We start from the raw sequence: 18,905 nt of genomic DNA, 5'->3' as shown, positions 1-18,905 counted from the left end.
GATAATTATCGGGATCGGGATGAAGCGGGGAGTCCTGTTGAGTTATAACGGGGCAGCTGAGGAAGAAAAAAACAAAAGGCTCCTCCCTTGTGATGAAGAGGGATGCTTTAAAAAAAGCCAAAAAACAAACAAATTGGCTTAACTAAATGACATTACCCTTTAGGCAGGGAATGGAGGGCAGACGGCCCAAGCTTGAAATTCCGCTCCCTTTAGTCCCGATAACTATCGGGAGGGGTAACGGAATTTCAGACAAACTTTCTGTTCAACAATGAAATAAATATAAATATGAGATGTGATAGTTCCTCTTCCGTATTGTCCTTTAGACATAACATGCAGCCGAGTAGAAACGGCAGGGCAGGTCGCATTTTACACTATTACGAGTCCATAGGGAAGAAATAAGGAAAATTATTATATCCCTGGAAGAATTTAATTCGCAAATATTATATTTGCAGCAAATAATATACGCTTTGCCCTGTTTAACCGTTAAAAAAGTGAAGTGATATAAACGACAGATGATGAAAGTAAAACGTTTAGTACCTTACCATACCCCTGCTTTTCTCCTGATGCTGTTCAGCATTGTTTTAATAACCTCCTGTGCTTCCCGTAAGAACCTGGTGTATTTCCAGGATATAGAAGAGATTGATAAACTGGCCAGCCGGGTTATTTACGACCCTGTATTGCAACCGGATGATCTTCTGACGATTACGGTTTCCGCTTTAAATATGGAAACGGTGATGCCCTTTAACCTGCCGGTAGTAGCCTATATGGATACCGGGCAACGGGCCAGCGGTACGCCGCAACTGCAGACCTATTTGCTGGACAACCAGGGCAACCTGGAATTCCCGGTGATCGGGAGGATACAACTGGGAGGCCTGACCCGTAGTGAAGCGGTAGACCTGCTCCGGAAAGAAATATCGCATTATGTAAAGAACCCGGTGATAAATATACGGATCATGAATTACCGGGTGACGGTACTTGGAGAAGTGGCCAAACCGGGGTCTTATACCATTCCTAACGAACGTATTACCATCCCGGAAGCCCTGGGGCTGGCGGGAGACCTTACCGTATATGGCAAGCGGGACAACATTCTTATCATTCGGGACAAGAACGGGGAAAAAACCTATACCCGGGTGGATATCACCAAAAAAGATATCCTCGAATCCCCGTATTTCTACCTGCAACAGAACGATGTGATCTATGTGGAGCCCAACAAGGCGCAGGTGCAATCCTCCACCTATAACCGGAATGCTACCGTGGTGATCTCCATAGCTTCGGTGATTATTGCCCTGATCTCAGTATTAACCCGTTAATAATTTTTACAGATAATGCAATCGGACCAGCAAATACATCCTATCCGGCCCGCAGGGGAGGAAGAGATGAACCTGAGAGACCAGTTAGAAGCTTATCTTGCTCATTGGAAATGGTTTGTGATCAGTGCCATTGTCTGTGTGGCACTGGCATTTATATACCTTCGCTACGCGACTCCGCAGTATAGTGTTTCCGCCACTATTATGATCAAGGATGATAAAAAAGGAGGGATAACTTCCGAGTTTTCGGCCTTCCAGGATATCGGTCTCTTCGGGAATATGACCAATAGTGTGGATAATGAGATAGAAGTGTTGAAATCCCGGACCCTGATGGAGAATGTAGTACGAAAATTAGGGCTGAATGTCTCTTATTATACGAAGGGAAATATCCGGACTTCGGAAGCATATAAGAATACGCCGGTACGTATTAATTTTTCACTACAGGATTCTGTTTTACACAAGACGGATACCACCTTTACAGTACGGATAGATTCTGCCACCCGCTTCACTTTATTGGATGGAGATGGTGAAAAAAAAGGAGATCACGGCTTTGGGGAACATGTGACTTTTAGTGGCGGGAAAATGACGGTATTACCGGCATTTGACAATGTGGAAGATCTTAACAATCGTGATGTTGAGGTGGTGATAAAACCTTTGGCCATGGTGACCCTCGGTTACCGGGAACAGGTTCAGATTTCTGTGGTGGATAAAAACACTAGTGTTATAAAATTAAATCTTAACACTGCGGTTAGGCAAAAGGGGGAAGATATTCTCAATACGCTTATAGAGCAATATAATATAGACGTGGTGGCAGATAAAAACCTGGTTTCCGCCAATACGGCCAGGTTTATCGAAAAGCGTTTGGAACTTATAGAGTCCGAACTGGGAGAAGTGGAGCAAAGTGCGGAAAGTTTTAAGGAAACCAATCGGCTGACGGATATCACCTCGGAGGCCGAAATCGCCCTGGGGAGTGCAAGTGATTATGCCAAGCGGATTGTGGAAACGGAAACCCGGTTGCAACTCACGGACTTTTTGATTAGTTACCTGGCGGATATACCGGATAATAACAGTCTTATACCGGCAAATGTCGGAACGGAAGATAGCAATATAGGGCCTTCTATAGTGGAATACAACAAACTGGTACAGGAGCGGAGCCGTTTGATGCGGGGGTCTACGGAAAACAACCCGATAATCGTAAACCTGGACAGCCAGATCTCCGGACTGCGGCAATCCATAAAACAAACCCTGGCCAACCTGAAAACCTCCCAGACCATAGCTTTGAATGACCTGAGGCGGCAGGAAAACCTGTTAAACTCTAAAATATCCAATGTGCCCGGGCAGGAAAGACGATACCGGGGGATACAACGACAGCAGCAGATCAAGGAAACGCTTTACCTGTACTTATTACAGAAAAAAGAGGAGACAGCAATTTCGCTGGAGGTGACCGCACCGAATTCCAAGATCATAGATAGTGCTTATGGTTCGGAAGAACCGGTGGCCCCTAAAAAGAAAATAGTTTTATTGGCGTCCTTTATTTTAGGACTTTTGATTCCTTTCGGGGTGATATATTTAAAAGATTTACTGGACACCAAGGTTCAGGGCAGGAAAGATATAGAAGGAAAATTGTCTGTGCCATTTTTGGGAGATATTCCGAAATCCCTGTCCAATGACCAGACCATTTCCATGGACAGCCGAAGCAGTGCGGCAGAGGCTTTCCGGATCCTACGGACCAACCTGGACTTTATGCTGGCCAATGTGGACGGAGGCAAGGCTAAGAAAATATTTATTACCTCTACGGTAAGTGGAGAAGGAAAAACATTTGTGTCCATGAACCTGGCCGGAACTTTGGCGCTTTCCGGGAAAAGGGTGTTACTTATCGGTATGGATGTCCGTAATCCCAAGCTTACGGAATATGTAGACCTGCCGCATCCCAGGGGGCTAACGAATTACCTGACCAACGGGGGGCAGTCCCTGGACGAAATGATCTTTAAATATCAAAAAGAAGGTTTTGACCATATGGATATTCTTACTTCCGGCGCCATACCACCTAATCCTGCGGAACTGTTGATGAGTGATAAGATAGGCGCCCTGTTTGCGGAACTGGAAGATAAATACGACTATATCGTGGTAGATACCGCCCCGGTAAGCCTGGTGACGGATACCTTGCTTATCAGTAAATATGCGGACCTTTTTGTCTACGTATGCCGTGCAGGCTACCTGGACAAGCGCTTACTGGTAATCCCGGAAAACCTGTACAAAGAAAGACGTTTGCCTAATATGGCGATGCTTATCAATGACTCCGATTCCAAAAAAGGTTATGGCTATGGTTACGGCTATGGTTATGGACAGGAAGTGAAACCGTGGTGGAAGAAGATGATGAAGAAGTATAGTGGGTAAAATTTTAGGTTTCCTTTTTTGGGTTTTGTTTGTAAAGGTACGGGGCAATAAAAAGTATTCCTGTGCCGTTTGGGGTAGGAGTATGAATAGAAGCCTGGAATCTGAGGTATATAGCAATCGGAATCAGGTTATACTCAAATCAACATAAAACAAGACAAACATGTGTGGTATTGTAGGTTATATCGGTTACAGGGAAGCATACCCTGTAATCATTAAGGGGCTTCAGCGATTGGAGTACCGTGGTTATGACAGTGCGGGAATAGCATTGTATGACGAGAAGGATATTCAATTGTCCAAGACCCGGGGAAAAGTAGCGGACCTGGATAAAAAGGCCAAAGGAGAAATAGCCCTTGTAGGTACGCTCGGGATAGGCCATACCCGCTGGGCTACCCACGGAGAGCCCAATGATGTGAATTCGCACCCGCATTATTCCAATTCGGGAGACCTGGTGATCATCCATAATGGTATTATCGAAAACTACGAACCGCTGCGCCGGGAGTTGACCAAACGGGGGTATACCTTTACCTCCGATACGGATACCGAAGTGCTGGTGAACCTGATCGAGGATGTGAAGAAGAACCACGATCTTAAACTGGGGAAAGCTGTACAGATAGCATTGAACCAGGTGCACGGGGCTTATGCCATCGTGGTATTTGACAGGACAAAGCCCAATGAAATAGTAGCGGCAAAGCTGGGAAGCCCGTTGGCCATCGGTGTGGGAGAAAATGAATTTTTTGTCGCTTCGGATGCCTCCCCGTTTATTGAATATACGAACAATGCCATTTACCTGGAAGATGAAGAAATGGCGATTTTAAGGAGAGGTAAGAAAATAAAGGTTAGAAAAATTAAAGACGATTCGCTGGTAGATCCTTATGTACAGGAACTTCAATTGAACCTGGAACAGATTGAAAAAGGCGGGTACGATCATTTTATGCTCAAGGAGATCTATGAGCAGCCGGAGGCTATCCGCGATACCTATAGGGGACGTTTACGGGTAGATGACGGGATTATAAAAATGGCGGGTATGGAAGACAACCTGGAGAAATTCCTTCAGGCCGACCGTATTTTGATAGCGGCATGCGGAACTTCATGGCATGCCGGGTTGGTAGCGGAATATATTTTCGAAGACCTGGCCAGGATTCCCGTAGAAGTGGAATACGCTTCGGAATTCCGGTATCGCAATCCTGTTATAACGGAAAGGGATGTACTGATCGTGATATCCCAGTCCGGGGAGACGGCCGATACTTTGGCCGCGATAAAACTAGCCAAGGAAAAAGGAGCGTTCGTGTTCGGGGTTTGTAATGTAGTGGGGTCGTCGATAGCGCGGGAAGCCCATGCGGGAGCGTATACACATGCAGGCCCGGAAATCGGGGTGGCATCAACCAAAGCCTTTACCACACAGATCACGGTACTGACATTAATGGCCCTGAAGCTGGCCTTTGCCAAAGGAGCGATTTCCAGGACAGAATTGCAGCAGCACCTGGCCGAAATGGAAGCCATTCCCGGGAAAGTGGAAGCCAGTCTCACAGCAAATAATCATATCCAATATATTGCTTCCCTGTATAAGGAAGCGCCCAATTGCCTGTACCTGGGCAGGGGGTATAATTTCCCGGTGGCTTTGGAAGGTGCATTGAAATTAAAGGAGATCTCGTATATCCACGCGGAGGGATATCCTGCTGCGGAGATGAAGCACGGTCCCATAGCCCTGATCGACGAACATATGCCTGTGGTGATCATTGCTACGAAGAACGGGCACTACGACAAAGTGGTGAGCAATATCCAGGAGATAAAGTCCAGGAAAGGGAAGATCATCGCGGTAGTGATGGAAGGCGATACCACGGTAAAGGAACTGGCAGATCATGTTATCGAAGTTCCGGAGACCACGGAGGCCCTGAGTCCCTTAATCACGACCATTCCTTTGCAGTTGCTGAGTTACCACATAGCCGTGATGCGCGGATGTAATGTGGACCAACCGAGAAACCTGGCCAAATCTGTAACCGTAGAATAGAGACACCAGAGTGTTTGGTGTCTTCTAAGGTTTCTTGCTTACATAGGTTAGATAGGTGAAATCGGAAGTATGTCTTTCGTCCCTGGGATGATATTCGGAAGCGATCAGTTCCCATTGGTCCGGATTGATCCCGGGGAAAAAAGTATCCGCTTCAAATTCACCGTGTACCCTGGTTAGTTCTATTTTGTCCGTATAGGGCATCCCGAGACGGTAAATTTCCCCGCCGCCTATAATAAAAGGCTGGTTGTCTTCTTTGGCAAGTTCCAAGGCTTCTTCAATGGAGTGCACTGTAATGCACCCTTCTTTTTTGTAATCTTTTTGCCTGGTCACTACAATATGAACACGATTTGGCAGGGGCTTGGGGAAACTTTCAAAGGTTTTGCGCCCCATGATAATGTGATGCCCGGTAGTAAGGGTCTTGAAGCGTTTAAAGTCGTCTGGCAGGTGCCATACGAGGTCGTTATCTTTTCCTAAGGCGTTGTTTTCTGCCGCGGCAGCTATGATGGTTACCATATTTTAGTTCGGTAGTTTTTTAGTTGATGAGTTTTGGAGTTGTCGGGAATACGTATTGATTAAATAACCCGATAACTTTATAACCGCACTCCGGAATTTTAACCGGTTTCTTAATCCGTTTTGTCGAGGTCGGAGTTGAGGAATTCCTGTTCGACGTCTTTTTCCAGCCGGGCTATTCGCTCTTTTTGTTTCAGGATCAGCTTTTCACGCTGTATTTTTTCCCATTCCTTTCCCATAAACCGGTTGGTGACAAACACATTAAAGAAATGGATTACAAACAAAAATGCCCAAAGCGTAATGGCCCAGACAAACCAGTTGTATTGTTCCCCGTACTTCAGTATTTTGTTGACGATGATAAGGAAAACGCTGCCTATGAGAAAAATGACAAAGTGGTAATACAATCTCCTTTTCTGGCGTATCCTGGCTTCCGCATTCCTGAGAAGCTCGTACTGATCCTCGTCTACCCTTTTGGTTTTCTTTTTTCCGAATAACATAAGCATTATAGTTTTATAAGATGATCTGATATAAGTCCGATAGTCCAAAAACGTCACTGCGAGAACTAACGTTTTGGCAACCGCATAAATTGAAATGACGTATCTGTCAGCCCGAGCGTAGTCGAGGGCTTTTTAGTTCGAATGGTCTCTCAAAGAGGTCTCGACTCCGCTCGACCTGACAGTTGTTTATGTGTTTGAAATTCAATTTTTTACAAAAATGCGTCATGGGTAGCGAAAACATTCGGACAACCGCATAAATTGACAATAACATTTTTGTGAAACTCTGTGGTTCTTTTGTGTATCTCTGTGAAATAATTATTACACAAACCTGCCTGCCGGCATAGGCAGGGTTGCACAAAGCATTCACAGAGAACCACAGAATAAAACATGTCACCGGTAGCAAAAGGGACCGGTCTCAGGGCTTGACCATTACTCTTATGCGTATAACAAATTTACACATTTTTTGATTGAAAAATCCTAAACCGTGGGTGGGTAAGATTAATGAAGCGGATAAATGGGTTTGTAGTGATACCTGATAATTACTATTTGTCCTTATTAATAAACAAAACCTTCGTACCTGATAACTATTCAATTTCAAGGAAAATCAGGCTCCCTTTAGGTAATATCATATAGTCTGAAGAAATGTATGTTCTATACCCTATTAAAAACCAAAAAGGCTCCTCCCTTCAGATGAAGGGAGGTGGCTCATCTATGATGAGACGGAGGGTTTGAAATCCCAGGCCGTAGGGTAAGCGCAAATGTTTGAGTATATACGCTAAAGTTCGGGTTGGTCAAAACTCCCCGCCCCGTAAAGCGCTCCACCCCTCCCAGCCTGTCAGGCAGGTTCATCACAAGAGGAGAGCCCTAAAAACGGCCAAAAAAACGAACAAATCTGCTTAACGAAATAACATTGCCCTTTAATCCCGATAATTATCTGGATCCATACATCGCCTAAAGATAGACCGAGGGAAATCAGGCTCCCTTTAGGCGTTGCATTGAGCCAAGTCGAAATGGCTGGGGTAAAACTGATTTTCCGAGCAACCAGGTTAAAACAATTTTGGTCATTTATTAAAAACAAACCTTCAAAACATGTCCCCGAAACGGGGAAATATTTCTTCCGAAAAGTTCCGGCTCCGTGTCTCTCTGTGAATTCTCCGAGCTTCTCTGTGTAATAATATTATGCATTACACTCCGGATACCTCCATGTTATCGTAATAGTTTCCGTAGAAGTCAAATCCATGCACTTCAGTGCTCGTCAATTATAGGATTTATGCGTCTTCCCTAACCAACTCCATCCTGTTATATACCGGGGCTAACAACTCCAAAACTAACAACTCCCAAACTCCCAAACTCCCAAACTCCTCATATAGCGACCGCTCCTTTGATATGCGGATGCGGGTCGTAATCCGTAAGGGTGAAGTCTTCGAAGCGGAAATCGAAGATGTTTTTAACATCGGGATTCAGTATCATTCCGGGCAATGGCCTCGGTTCCCTGCTCAACTGCAGTTTTACCTGCTCCATATGGTTGTTGTATATATGCACGTCTCCGAAAGTGTGGATAAAATCCCCGGCTTCGTATCCACATACCTGGGCCATCATCATGGTGAACAGCGCATAGGAAGCGATATTAAAAGGTACCCCGAGAAAGACATCGGCACTGCGTTGATAGAGCTGGCACGAAAGTTTCCCGTCTGCCACATAGAACTGGAAGAACGCATGGCAGGGAGGTAGCGCGGCTTTACCGTGGGCGACGTTTTCGGCAAAAGATACCGAGGTATCCGGCAGTACTTCCGGGTTCCAGGCGGTTACGATCATACGGCGGCTGTCCGGGTTGTTTTTCAGGGTCTCTATGATCTCGGAGATCTGGTCGATATCTTTACTGTTCCAGTTGCGCCACTGGTGTCCGTATACCGGCCCCAGGTCGCCCTTATCATCTGCCCACTCATTCCAGATGCGTACCCCGTTCTCCTGCAGGTAGTTGATGTTTGTGTCGCCTTTAAGAAACCATAAAAGTTCGTAGATAATGGACTTGAGATGTAGTTTTTTAGTGGTTACCAGGGGAAAGCCTTCACTGAGGTCAAATCGCATCTGGTACCCGAAAACACTCCGGGTCCCGGTGCCGGTACGGTCTCCTTTATCGTTTCCGTGCTCTAATATATGATGTAACAGTTGATGATATTGCTTCATATTAAAAATATAATTTCGATGTTAAAAGTTTTAGTACATGACAATATTCAATTCGGATAGATTTCCCTCTCCCGAAAACTTTCGGGATTTCACCCCTATCCCTAAAGCCTGCCTGCCGGCAAAGGCAGGGGAGAAATAGAGGAAAATCAGGCTCCCTTTAGTCCCGATCCCGATAGCTATCGGGATTATCGGGAGGGGTAGAGCTGATTTTCCGACAATTCATCGAAAAACAAATTTCGTCATATACTAAAGGTCAAAAGTATAAAACCGGATAATGCATTATACGGATGTGTGCCACAAAATTATCCATATTTTATCAACTTTTTTATAAGAGATTGAAGAAGATTGATTTTAAGCATTTCAATCTCCCGGCGTAGCCGGATCAATCTCCACTCAATCTTTTAGACCACTCGCCGGGGGATGAAACCTAAAACATTCTTAAAACCCGGGGGTTGTACGGAATAAGTTTTATTAAGTAAACCGAAAAGATTACTTTTGTGCGTTTTAGATGATTAAAATAATACGATGGATATAGTTATTAAACTGAGTCAGTTTTTATTGAGCCTTTCCCTTTTGATTGTGTTGCACGAGTTCGGGCATTTTATCCCGGCGCGGCTTTTCGGTACACGGGTGGAGAAATTCTTTTTGTTCTTTGATGTGAATTTTGCCCTTTTTAAGAAGAAAATAGGAGATACGGTTTACGGTATCGGCTGGCTGCCCCTGGGAGGATATGTAAAAATATCCGGTATGATCGACGAGAGTATGGATAAAGAGCAGATGGCGCAACCGGCACAACCGTGGGAGTTCCGATCCAAACCGGCCTGGCAGCGACTCATAATTATGCTGGGCGGGGTTACGGTGAATTTTATCCTGGCATTTATCATATATATAGGTATAACCTATGCTTATGGCGATTACTATATTAAAAACAGCGATGTAAAAGACGGTATCTGGGTTACTAACAGTGCCCTGGAAGATGTAGGGTTCCGCACCGGGGATAAGCTGGTGTCTATAGACGGTAAACCGGTAGAGGATTTCTACGGGTCTACGGAGAGTTTTCTGCTCGGTAAGGAAGTGACCGTAGAACGGGACGGAAGTCAGAAAACGATAACCATGCCGGTGGATTTTATAGATCGCCTGATGCAGAGCAGGGAAGAAGAGGGACGCGCTCCGGTACTTAGTTTGCGTATCCCGTTTGTTGTGGCACAGGTTCCCGAAGATTCTCTCAATACCGGGGTTTTAAAACCGAGGGATATCCTGGTGGAGCTTAACGGGAAGAAAATTTCGTATGCGGATGAAGTCATCGGAGAATTAGAGGGAATGAAAGGGCAAACGGTACCTGCGGTGGTACTTCGAAAGGACAAAGAAGAAAATATAGACCTTAAGATCAGTGAAGAAGGAAAGATGGAAATAGCCTATGCGACCAGACTCGGATTCCAGGACCTGGAACGATTGGGTGTATACAAGGTAAGCAGGGAAGAATACAGTTTTATGGAGTCTATCCCCGAAGGGATAAGCAGGGGGAAAAACCGCGTGTTGAGTTATGGTAAACAACTGAAAATGATCTTTACCCCCGAAACCGGTGCTTATAAAGGTGTGGGAGGGTTTAAGGCTATATTTGACCTCTTCCCCCAAAACTGGAGTTGGCAGGCATTTTGGGAAATTACCGCTCTTTTGTCTATAATGCTCGGTGTGCTGAACCTGTTGCCTATTCCGGCACTGGACGGCGGACATGTGATGTTCCTGCTCTATGAAATTGTATCCGGAAGAAAGCCGAGTGACAAGTTCCTGGAATACGCGCAAATTGTTGGGTTCTTTTTACTTATGGCCCTGGTGTTGTTTGCCAATGGTAACGACATTTACAGGTGGTTATTCAAGTAATTTTTCCTTGTAAAAAACCTTTTTTATTTGGTGCGAAAAATAAAAATAATATATATATTTGCACCCGCCTGGTGAAAAGCAATACCATGCAGCCTTAAGATATAAAGTTTTCGGGCGAAATGATTTTTGAAATAAAGTGCAGAAATTCCTCCTTAGCTCATCCCGATAATTATCGGGAGGTTAGAGCATTTGACAGTTAATCAGAGTCCGATAGTTCTCAGGATTAGCTCGAGTTAGAGAGATGGAAATAAAATGTTCTTAGACGTAAAATATTGAAAATACCTTCCTCCTTAGCTCAGTTGGTTAGAGCATCTGACTGTTAATCAGAGGGTCCTTGGTTCGAGCCCAAGAGGGGGAGCAAAGCGAACGCTGTTGGGCGAGAAGTTTATCCTGAGCATTGTCGAAGGAAGCCCAAGAGGGGGAGCAAAGCGAACGCTGTTGGGCGAGAAGTTTATCCTGAGCATTGTCGAAGGAAGCCCAAGAGGGGGAGCAAAGTGCTGTAAAGCACGGGAATTTACGTTCTTATTATTGAGTTTTTACGAATAAATTGTTTCTTCTTGGTTCGTACTGACAGTTGTCGGGAGGGTTAGAGGAGATAAAGGAAAAGCTTTTTAGGGATGCATTATGTGTATATAATCTTTTCAGAAAGTTTAAATAGATTTTATGTTGGAGAAACTATCGATTTAAACAAGCGATTAGTTGAACATAATGAAGGGATTTATACAAGGTCATATACTAAAAAAGCTCAGAATTGGAAATTGTTTTTTACGATTAGTTGTGAAAGTAAAACTCAAGCAAAACAGATAGAGAAGCATATCAAAAGGATGAAGAGTGTGATTTATATTAAAAATCTTAAACTTTATCCGGAGATAGCAGAAAGGTTAAAAGAGAAGTACAATTAAATTATTCCTCCTTAGCTCAGTTGGTTAGAGCATCTGACTGTTAATCAGAGGGTCCTTGGTTCGAGCCCAAGAGGGGGAGCAAAACGCTGTTGGGCGAGAAGTTTATCCTGAGCATTGTCGAAGGAAGCCCAAGAGGGGGAGCAAAGCGAAACTAAAGCAACTTACGGTTGCTTTTTTGTTTTAGATGAATTATTTGTCAAATCGTATTATATACGGATGGCCTCGTAGTTCAACGGATAGAATAGAAGTTTCCTAAACTTTAGATCCAAGTTCGATTCTTGGCGAGGCTACTGAAAATCGTCTTAAAATATTGTTTTTAAGGCGATTTTTTCTTTTTAGGCCTGATGAGTTCAATAACTAAATACCGCATTAATTTATTAACCACTTCCGTTTTTCCCACCCTTTAGGCCGGGGAAGAGAAAAACACAGCCTGAATAATATTGTACGCCCATTGCAAATCATTCGCCATCTTATCCTTGACGAAATGCATTTTAGATTTGGAATTTTTTATAGATCAAGCTCAATACCCCTTACGAAAAAGTTCTGTGGTTTCCCTGATGGGATTTTTTTTATTTCTTTCTTCTCGTGCATCCCTGCATTTTACCTGCTATGCTAAAAATAGATATAAAGATAGGGAGCCTCGGTATTATGGCATCAAGGGGCCTTATTTGTCGTGTGCTGGCGATTATGATGATACCATACGGCACTGCATCCACGGATTCTATTGATGAGGAAGGACAATCAAGGTCAAATTCCAATCCTCTTTGAGTAGAGAAGGTCTATAGCATTGAACTATATTTTGACAATAAATGCATTTTACTGACAAAATATAGTTCGTATATTTGTGGTAAAATAAGATCCAGATCGACACAAGTAAACTACATATTACAGTATTCAAGGATAAATTCAGAAATTCCAATACCATATCGGTAAAAGAGATTTTTGAGTTTTATAAAAACCTGGAGCGTACCGTTAAAAAGACAACGGCTAACTGGCGCATACATAAATTGGTTGAAACAGGTGTTATACAACGAATTGGACGGGGAAAATACAGGCTTGGCAACCAAAAGGACTTCATTCCACCCATATCTGAGGAAATCAAATCCTTGTATTTGAAACTTAAAGAAGAGTATCCTTTTTTGGATATCTCTATATGGTCCACCGAATGGGTTGTGCCCTGGATGTTACATATCCCGGGGAAATACGAGGTTTTTATCGAGGTAGAAAAAGAAGCTGAAGATAGTGTGTTTTATTTTCTATCCGATTTCCGGGACAATGTCTTTTTAAACCCTTCAAGGGATTTACTGGTAAAATATGCCAAAGATGGCAATGACCTTGTAGTCGTCAAAAACCTGGTAACGGGCGCACCACTCCAAAAAGTTGACGAGATTCAGGTACCGGGTATTGAGAAAATACTTGTGGACCTTATCGTGGACAACGAATTGTTTGCCGCCTACCAGGGACGCGATCTGGAAAGCATTATTGAAAATGCTTTTGAATTCCTTTCCATTAACAGGGACAGGCTGTTCCGCTATGCTGCCCGGAGGGGAAAAAAAGAAATTGTAGAACAAACGATCAAAAAAATACTTTAAATGATCTCACCGGAAAGCCTGACGCCTGCATGGATCATGGCCAAAAAAGAAGAGTTCAGGGGTAATCCTGTTATCATTGAAAAAGTAATTGGGGCTTTAGTTCTATTGCAAGCCCTTAAACAGGCCGACTTTGACTTTATTTTTAAAGGTGGGACGGCATTGATGTTGATGATACAGGAACCCAGGAGATTTTCCATAGACGTGGATATTATTGTTGAAAACAAAGAACAGGATATCGGATCTGTTTTGGATGGTATAGTGGCAAGAACCCATTTCACATCGTGGAGGGAACAACGAAGGGACACAACTTCTTCCATAAAGAAGAGGCACTTCAAATTGTTCTATGAGCCGAAAACAATGATGAAAGGCAACCTTAATTATATCCTTCTCGATATTGTTTTTGAAACCGATCCCTATTTCGAAACCCAGGAAACCCCCGTTTCCCATTTTTTACTGGCAGAAGAAGGGGAGCCAGTGTGTGTTATTACGCCAACATTGAACGCGATGCTTGGGGATAAATTAACCGCTTATGGCCCGGAAACCACGGGAGTTCCCCTTACAAAACCAATGGAGGTGATGAAGCAGATATATGACATTTCCGGGATTATGGACAGGTTGGGTTCGCTGGAAAAGGTCAAAGAGAATTTCATTAGAATAGCCCGAAGGGAGCTCATATACAGGGAGTTTACATCTGAAAATCATCAAATTGTCATTAATGACATTATTCGCGCTTCCTATAATTTTTGTGTACACGGCCGTATCGATAAAAATGCTTTTGATGCCATGCGTTCCGGGGTAAGTCGTCTGGATGATTATATTTATGGTGAAAAATTTAAAGAAGCCCAGGCCCAAATAGCTGTTTCCAAGGCCGCATACATTGCAAAACAGGTAGAAAGGGGACTTTCTGACATACACAGGTTTGACAAACCTTCCGCAGATGTGAAGCTCATGGTGATAGAAGACCCAAACTATAATGCCCTGAACAAGCTGAAAAAACACAACCCTGAAGCGTTTTACTATTGGTATAAGATATTGGAAAGCTGACAAAAACGGAAAAATGCAACCGCATTCAAATAAACTACCACTTTATCAATCCCTGTTCAAAGGTCGTGAAGATGTATTTGCGTTGCGTTGGGAGAAGCCGGGCAAAAGTGGTTATATGCCGGTTTATTCATATGACCCGTGTATGTACCGGCTTCACAAACAACGAGGTGGTACCTTTAAAGACTATAAAGACAAAACCTATTTAAAGCTCGATGTCTTTTCAAATCACAAAACACCTCGAAGGCAGGCAAGCGATCGGTATATACCCATTATTGAAGGACAATACTTCAAGGTTTATCGTGGCCGATTTTGACAAAGAAGGCTGGCAGAAACAGTCGAAAAGGGCTCTTTCGGTATGCGAGGATTTTGATATTCCGGCTTATCTCGAACGTTCCCGTTCCGGGAATGGAGGGCATATTTGGGTGTTTTTTGAAACTGTTTATCCCGCCGTCAAAAGCAGGAAAATTATAATGGCCTTTAATACTTTAACATGAACACCCGAGGCCCTGGCAATTGGAAGTAGAAAAGCTACTTTTGGCTCGTTTTCGGTACTGTTAATCCTATAGCCTGCTTACTCTCAATATTAGCCATGGAAGTCACTGTCCGGGGATCTAAGTTGCGCTCTGCAATCAGTTTTTTCAAGTGTTGGCCCAGATTTATACAATAATCTTTTCTCCTGTTTTTTTTGTAACTTGTTGTTTACCTAAAGGATATGATGAGTAATGACGTGGATCCGGGCGGTTCGATATTGCATTCCGTCAAATTCGATTTTTTGGAGAACCTCGAACTAATGACACCCTTAGGATTCTCCTTTATATGGGTACTTCTAAAGCATATTCAAAACATTATTAGTATATCCGTACCCCGCCTTTGTTTTATAATTTCTTTCCGTTTTGTATAAACAGTATTTATTTGTTTGCAATTTTTCCGTGCTTTATGTAAACAAAGCTATTTGCTTACAGTTTTTGTAAACAAAACTATTGGTCTGCATTATAACGGATTGTCCTCCGATAGCTTGGTTGGGCGATGATTGTCTTATCTTCCGGATATCCGGGCATATTCTATTTTGATGTTGAACATCAGAATTTACACGGGTAACACGCCGCAACCTGTCCGCATACGAACAGAAAGTGTCCGGTGCCGAACACTTTTGATGTGTCTTTTTTGGCGTATATTTCAAAAAATCAGATATTTATACTTTTGGCGTAGTTAATGTTTAGTATTTAAGACCAGACAATGAGAATAGGGTGGAGTGTGGCTGTTAGCAGAAGTAAATCAGCACCCATAAACCGACTTACGAAATACCGAAACCCGGCTATAGAACATAAAAAGATATGATCAGGAATTATTTAAGTACATTATTCCGGAACTTCGCTAAAAACAAGGCCCATTCGTTGATCAACCTGACCGGGTTATCCGTGGGCATGGCTGCCGCATTGTTGATTATCCTTTGGATCCGGAATGAACTGGGTATGGAGCGGTTCCACGAAAAGGAAGAACGTATCTATGTTATGTACAACCGCGATGCTGATCCGGAGGGCAATCGCTGGGCATGGAACAATACCCCCAAAATACTGGCCCCAACCCTGAAAGCCGACTATCCGGAGGTGGAGGATGCCGTTCGGTTCAATAACATCACGTTCCTATTCACGGTTGGAGATAAAAACCTGAATGCCAGAGGAGCCTTTACGGATAGTGGTTTTCTCAACGTCTTCAGTTTTCCGTTGATACGAGGAGAGGCCTCCAGGGCATTGGCAGATGGACACGGTATCGTCCTGACCGGGCAATTCGCTAAAACCCTTTTTGGCAATACGGATGCCATGGGCAAGACGATCCGCATTGATGGCAATCGCAACGTCACGGTAACCGGTATCCTAGAAGACCTGCCAAACAATACACTATTGGCGTTCGATTACCTGCTCCCCTGGGAACATATGGAACGGTTGGGCTGGAACGATACGTTTTGGGGCAACAACTCGGTCAAAACATATACGCTGCTGAAACCGGGGGCAAGCCAGGAGGCTTTTGACCGGAAAGTAAGGACCATCACGATAGACCATATGAAAGAGACGGCAACCGCATCCACAACCGAGGTGTTTACGCAGCCGCTGAACCGCTATTACCTGTACAACAAGTCGGAAAACGGCATATTGGTAGCGGGCAACCTGGTCACCGTAAGGCTATTTGTCGTGCTTGCCGCATTCATTTTGCTGATCGCTTGCATCAACTTCATGAACCTAAGCACCGCACGGAGCGAACGGCGTGCGAAGGAAGTGGGCATACGAAAGGTCGTTGGTGTGAGCAAGACCCTATTGATTACCCAGTTTCTCATTGAAAGCATCCTGTTGAGTGTCTTTTCGTTCTTCGTAGCGCTGTTAATCGTTCAATTGAGCTTGGGTGGTTTCAACCAGTTGGTCGGGAAAGAATTGTTCGTTCCCTATGACAATCCGCTTTTCTGGCTATCTGCCCTCGGGTTTATCCTGCTCACCGGTTTGGTTGCGGGCAGCTATCCGGCCTTTTACCTCTCCTCATTCAATCCGGTAAGTGTACTCAAAGGAACCTTCAAGAAGGAAAATACCCTGATCGCTCCACGAAAAATACTGGTCACTATCCAGTTTACCTTTGCCATTATCCTGATTATCGCCACCATCATCGTTTACCGCCAGATCGAATATGGGCTGGACCGGGATGCCGGGTATAACCGGAATAATCTGGTATACCTCTTTTTTCAGGGGGATATGGATAAGAATTATACCTCCATTAAAAACGAATTACTCGGAAGCAATGCCGCGACATCCGTCTCCCTTTCGGCCAACCCCATTACACAACAGTGGAGCGACAGTTGGGGATTCCATTGGGAAGGTAGCACAAAGGCGGATGAAAAACTGGAATTCGTGCGGATGGGTACAGATGCCGGTTTCACCAAGACGTTTGGCATCGAATTGGTTGAAGGCCGCGATATCGATGTGTACCAGTATCCCACCGATAGTATGGCAATTCTCTTGAATGAGGCTGCTGTGAGGGCCATGCGACTTAAGGATCCCATCGGCACACGTATGAAATGGGTGGGGACGACCGAGTACTTCCACGTGGTTGGGGTCATCAAGGATTTCATCCTGCAGTCACCTTTCGAGCAAACTATCAGCCCGATGATGATAAACGGGCCTGCCGGGTACTCGCCGAACATCCTGCACGTGAAGTTGAACCCGGATAACAGCACAACCGACAACCTCGCCCGGATGGAAAATATTTTCAAGACATACAATCCGCAATATCCGTTTGAGTATGTATTTGCCGATGAAAATTATGCACAGAAGTTCAAGAGCGCCGAGCGTTCGGGAAAGTTGGCCGGACTGTTTGCTATACTTACTATTATAATATCATGCCTGGGCCTGTTCGGGTTAGCGGCTTACATGGCAGAGAGCCGTACCAAAGAGATCGGGGTACGGAAGGTGCTTGGCGCATCGGTATGGAGCGTTACGCGGTTATTGTCTAAGGATTTTCTGAAACTGGTGATGTTATCGTTTGTCATCGCTTCCCCTATCGCCTGGTATGCCATGAACAAGTGGTTAGCCAGTTATTCGTACCGAATCGGTATCGAATGGTGGGTATTTGCCCTGACAGGGGTGCTGGCGGCGTTGATTACCATCCTGACGGTGAGTTGGCAAGCCATTAAGGCTGCAGTGGCCAATCCGGTGGATAGTTTGAGGGATGAGTAAAGAATTATTAGTGATTAAGCTTACAACAAGTTAAAAAAGACCAATCCGGAAGCATTTTTCTATTGGTATAAAAGTTTTAATAAATGAGATCATGTTGTCTGAGGATTATTTCGAATATTTGAATACTCATCTTAATTTACTGTATTTCGCAGGGTATTATACAGGAATTCTGGAAGAAGAAATGGAGTTTGAAGATTTCCTGAAAACCGGTATTGAAGTGAAGTCAGTATGCCGTGATGCTTTGCTTGAGGATGAAAATTTACTTGACGAATATGTTGGTTGCTGTACCGAAATACCAAAGGAACAACTCGAAGTTTTGTCAGGATTCAAAAAAAGTAAATACGGACAATTTGTTTTACTGAAATGCCTTAAAAAACACACCATTTTTAAAAGTGTTGACGACAATAAATTTTATGCTGTCAAGCCACTGAGCGACTCTTTTGAGCATTTGGTTCCTGATTATCCTGCTATTGTTGAGTTGAATATTCTTGCATTTAAAGGTCAAATCATTTACGATGGTTTTATAAAAGGTAGAAATATTAAAATTGGCCCCAACATTAAAAAATCGTTACATGAAGAATATATGGAAGCCAAAAAGAATAATGAAATCATTACATCTTTAGATTAACCAATGAAAAGCAAATTTCAAATTAGTACTTTCTTCTCTTTTTTGTATGGACAAGAAGATGTTTTTGCAAAGGCAGAAAATGGGGCTACATGATATATTACTTAACAATCACAGAATTTTAATTTCCGAATTCAATGTCTCCAATCGCTCCGGATCTTCAATGAAATGTTTCGGGATTTGTTCGGTGTCGGTTACTGAAAATCGCCTTAAATATTATGTTTAAGACAATTTTT

Annotated in this window: 14 protein-coding genes and 3 tRNA genes; 14 read left to right on the top strand and 3 right to left on the bottom strand. The window is 43.7% G+C overall.

Annotated elements, in window-relative coordinates:
- Window positions 1-512: 512 nt before the first annotated feature.
- From ACVBDU_RS21985 to glmS, 3 genes are all read left to right on the top strand, one after another.
- On the top strand, window positions 513-1,310 hold the full coding sequence (locus ACVBDU_RS21985) for a polysaccharide biosynthesis/export family protein (protein WP_447181828.1): 798 nt from the start codon (window positions 513-515) through the stop codon (window positions 1,308-1,310).
- Between the two features lie 15 nt (window positions 1,311-1,325).
- The gene (locus ACVBDU_RS21980) at window positions 1,326-3,704 is read left to right on the top strand and encodes a GumC family protein (RefSeq protein ID WP_447181827.1); all 2,379 of its coding nucleotides are present in this window, start codon (window positions 1,326-1,328) and stop codon (window positions 3,702-3,704) included.
- Between the two features lie 160 nt (window positions 3,705-3,864).
- Window positions 3,865-5,712, top strand: a complete 1,848-nt coding sequence (gene glmS / locus ACVBDU_RS21975) for a glutamine--fructose-6-phosphate transaminase (isomerizing) (protein WP_447181826.1) — start codon at window positions 3,865-3,867, stop codon at window positions 5,710-5,712.
- Between the two features lie 24 nt (window positions 5,713-5,736).
- Here the strand turns inward: glmS and ACVBDU_RS21970 are convergent, their stop codons facing one another.
- The 3 genes from ACVBDU_RS21970 to ACVBDU_RS21960 form a co-directional block, all read right to left on the bottom strand.
- The gene (locus ACVBDU_RS21970) at window positions 5,737-6,225 is read right to left on the bottom strand and encodes a dihydrofolate reductase (RefSeq protein ID WP_447181825.1); all 489 of its coding nucleotides are present in this window, start codon (window positions 6,223-6,225) and stop codon (window positions 5,737-5,739) included.
- A gap of 110 nt (window positions 6,226-6,335) precedes the next feature.
- Window positions 6,336-6,719, bottom strand: a complete 384-nt coding sequence (locus tag ACVBDU_RS21965; RefSeq protein WP_447181824.1) for a 2TM domain-containing protein — start codon at window positions 6,717-6,719, stop codon at window positions 6,336-6,338.
- Window positions 6,720-8,081: 1,362 nt separating this feature from the next.
- On the bottom strand, window positions 8,082-8,906 hold the full coding sequence (locus ACVBDU_RS21960; RefSeq protein WP_447181823.1) for a thymidylate synthase: 825 nt from the start codon (window positions 8,904-8,906) through the stop codon (window positions 8,082-8,084).
- A 525-nt stretch (window positions 8,907-9,431) separates the two neighbouring features.
- Here ACVBDU_RS21960 and rseP point away from each other — a divergent pair.
- The 11 genes from rseP (at window position 9,432) to ACVBDU_RS21905 (ending at window position 18,672) form a co-directional block, all read left to right on the top strand.
- Complete coding sequence (gene rseP / locus ACVBDU_RS21955; RefSeq protein ID WP_447181822.1) at window positions 9,432-10,787, top strand: RIP metalloprotease RseP; 1,356 nt, start codon at window positions 9,432-9,434, stop codon at window positions 10,785-10,787.
- A 284-nt stretch (window positions 10,788-11,071) separates the two neighbouring features.
- Window positions 11,072-11,145: transfer RNA gene (locus tag ACVBDU_RS21950), tRNA-Asn, on the top strand.
- 259 nt (window positions 11,146-11,404) lie between these two features.
- The gene (locus ACVBDU_RS21945) at window positions 11,405-11,689 is read left to right on the top strand and encodes a GIY-YIG nuclease family protein (RefSeq protein ID WP_447181821.1); all 285 of its coding nucleotides are present in this window, start codon (window positions 11,405-11,407) and stop codon (window positions 11,687-11,689) included.
- Between the two features lie 5 nt (window positions 11,690-11,694).
- Window positions 11,695-11,768: transfer RNA gene (locus tag ACVBDU_RS21940), tRNA-Asn, on the top strand.
- A 139-nt stretch (window positions 11,769-11,907) separates the two neighbouring features.
- Window positions 11,908-11,979: transfer RNA gene (locus ACVBDU_RS21935), tRNA-Arg, on the top strand.
- Window positions 11,980-12,546: 567 nt separating this feature from the next.
- On the top strand, window positions 12,547-13,281 hold the full coding sequence (locus tag ACVBDU_RS21930) for a DUF6577 family protein (protein WP_447181842.1): 735 nt from the start codon (window positions 12,547-12,549) through the stop codon (window positions 13,279-13,281).
- Window positions 13,282-14,325, top strand: a complete 1,044-nt coding sequence (locus tag ACVBDU_RS21925; protein WP_447181820.1) for a nucleotidyl transferase AbiEii/AbiGii toxin family protein — start codon at window positions 13,282-13,284, stop codon at window positions 14,323-14,325.
- Window positions 14,326-14,338: 13 nt separating this feature from the next.
- Window positions 14,339-14,638, top strand: a complete 300-nt coding sequence (locus ACVBDU_RS21920; RefSeq protein WP_447181819.1) for a TOTE conflict system archaeo-eukaryotic primase domain-containing protein — start codon at window positions 14,339-14,341, stop codon at window positions 14,636-14,638.
- A complete protein-coding gene (locus ACVBDU_RS21915; protein WP_447181818.1) occupies window positions 14,538-14,819 on the top strand; it encodes a TOTE conflict system archaeo-eukaryotic primase domain-containing protein in 282 nt (93 codons plus the stop codon). Before ACVBDU_RS21920 ends, ACVBDU_RS21915 begins: the two co-directional genes overlap by 101 nt.
- 840 nt (window positions 14,820-15,659) lie before the next feature.
- Window positions 15,660-18,044, top strand: coding sequence for an ABC transporter permease (locus ACVBDU_RS21910; protein ID WP_447181817.1), 2,385 nt, complete (start codon window positions 15,660-15,662; stop codon window positions 18,042-18,044).
- A gap of 91 nt (window positions 18,045-18,135) precedes the next feature.
- Complete coding sequence (locus ACVBDU_RS21905; protein WP_447181816.1) at window positions 18,136-18,672, top strand: hypothetical protein; 537 nt, start codon at window positions 18,136-18,138, stop codon at window positions 18,670-18,672.
- Window positions 18,673-18,905 lie beyond the last annotated feature (233 nt).

The sequence above is a fragment of the Sinomicrobium endophyticum genome, assembly GCF_052983315.1.
This window is presented reverse-complemented; position numbering and strand designations above follow the sequence as displayed.